The sequence below is a fragment of the Caloranaerobacter azorensis DSM 13643 genome (assembly GCF_900129995.1).
Lineage (GTDB): Bacteria > Bacillota > Clostridia > Tissierellales > Thermohalobacteraceae > Caloranaerobacter > Caloranaerobacter azorensis.
On the sequence record NZ_FQXO01000138.1, the window covers coordinates 1 to 2,109 of the forward strand.

General features: G+C 25.6%; 2 protein-coding genes. Both read right to left on the reverse strand.

Annotation, left to right across the window (positions count from 1 at the left end):
* Positions 1 to 42: 42 nt before the first annotated feature.
* Positions 43 to 801, reverse strand: coding sequence for an IS21-like element helper ATPase IstB (istB, locus tag BUB51_RS12455; RefSeq protein ID WP_073198159.1), 759 nt, complete (start codon positions 799 to 801; stop codon positions 43 to 45).
* 7 nt (positions 802 to 808) lie between these two features.
* Positions 809 to 2,008, reverse strand: coding sequence for an IS21 family transposase (gene istA / locus BUB51_RS12460; RefSeq protein ID WP_197051403.1), 1,200 nt, complete (start codon positions 2,006 to 2,008; stop codon positions 809 to 811).
* Positions 2,009 to 2,109: the final 101 nt, after the last annotated feature.

The following is a 2,109-nucleotide window of genomic DNA, read 5'->3' on the forward strand; positions in this document are numbered from 1 at the left end:
TATTTTTAACATATTTGCAAATATAACTTTTAACACTTTTGACTAATTATTCTTTGAATTACTTGTAAATATTTTGTCTTTAACTCTGTAAGATTTACCTGTTATTTTTTCAACTGTAGAATGATGCAATAACCTATCTAGTATTGCGTTAGCAATAGTTACATCTCCAAATATCTCATGCCATTTACTAAACTCCTTGTTAGTAGTAATTATAGTGCTAGATTTTTCGTATCTTTTATTTATTAGCTGAAAAAACATATTTGCTTCTTCTTTAGAAATAGGTAAATAACCTATTTCGTCTATTATTAGAAGTTTATATTTTGCATAGTGTTTAAGTCTTGCTTCTAACCTATTTTCTAAATGAGCCTTCTTTAGATTTAATAGTAGGTCATGACAGTTTATAAAATATGTAGAATTCCTTTTTTTAGCTGCTGCTATACCTATCGATACCGATAGGTGAGTTTTTCCAACACCAGAATTACCTAAAAACAGTACATTTTCTTTTTTTTCTAGGAACCTCAAGGTATGGAGGTCTCTAATTTTATCCTGATTTATTGAAGGTTGGAATGTAAAGTCAAAGTTATCTAATGTTTTTATAAAAGGAAAATTTGCTACTTTTACACATGCATTTGTGGCTTTTTCTTCTTTAAGTTTTATTTCTAATTTTGTTAGCTCATATAATGCGTCTACAACTGTTTTTTCTTTATTGGTAATTAAATCTATATATGTATCTAAATTTTCTTTTATTTGATGTAGTTTTAATTCTTCTAAATTATTCAGTAAAGCTGTATATGTACTCATTTTTTATCTATCCTTTCAAGTTATCTAATATTTCTAAATTTCTAATTGTAAAAGCTTCAATATCATCTTCACTTTTAAATGGTAATTTTTCAGCCATTATTTTTTTATAATCATCTTCATGATAATTTATTATTTTTTGTGTTAATGGGTGTATTCTTATTAAATCTGTGTTATTATAAATATACAGTTTATTATCTAATTCTCTTACTTTTAGAGTTTTATTAATAAACTTGTGTGGTACAGAATATCTTTTTCCTTTATAGTAAATCATTGAATCATTATGAACTGTGGTGGGTTTCATATAATTTAAGTAAGATTCAATTATTTCTTTGTTTGGTAAAGGAGAAAGATATTCCTTTTCTTTTTTTATAAGCATTATAGGTTTTACCCCTGTAGTTTGATTTATCTCATTATTTACTTCATTACTTAATCTATTTATTATTTCAATCAATTCTTCCTCATTTTCAAATTCATAATTATAGGGAACCAACCTACTAATAAACCTGTTAGCAGACTCTACTTTTCCTTTTGTTTGAGGAGATCTTACATTGCATTTTTCTGGTGTAAAATTAAAATCTTTTGAAAACTGTCTAAACTCCTCAGTAAACTTTTTAGTTTTTACATTTACTATACTACTCATGTTATCTGTAAGTAATCTTTTTGGAATTCCTCCATAATATTTAAATGTTTCAATAAGACATCTAAATACGTCTTCTTTTGTCTTTGATTTACTGTAAGTAAATTTATGCATTCTTGAATATCCTAACGTTGTTGTAAAAATATTAAATTTAAATATCTCTCCATTTTTTGAAATCATAGTTATATCTTCTTTGAAATCAAACTGAAGTTGTTCTCCTGGATTAGTTTCATATCTTGGATGAACTACAGATTTGTTTTTACTTTTTAATTTATGCTTCCTTATGTAATAATCAAAGTTTGAACGTGTTCCTATAGTTTTATCCTTTGAGTAGAAGTATTTATATACACCCGTTATAGTTGCACCTGCTAAATTAATTTTTTCTTCTATTTCTTCTCTATACTTATCTAATTTCGATTTTCTTTTTCTTGTTTCTTTCCTTTCAAATCCTTTGTCATATTTTGATATAGTTTGTCTTGAAACTCCATATCTTCTTGCTAAGTCACTATAGTTTGGTTTCATATTTAAACACCTCAAAATATTTAATTCTGCCTTTATTACTTCTATCATGTTAATTACCTCCTTATCTCGGAGATAATTATACTATTTGTTTTGCAATTCTGTTAAGTTTTATATTTGCAATCTTGTTAATTTTTATTTTAGCATTAATA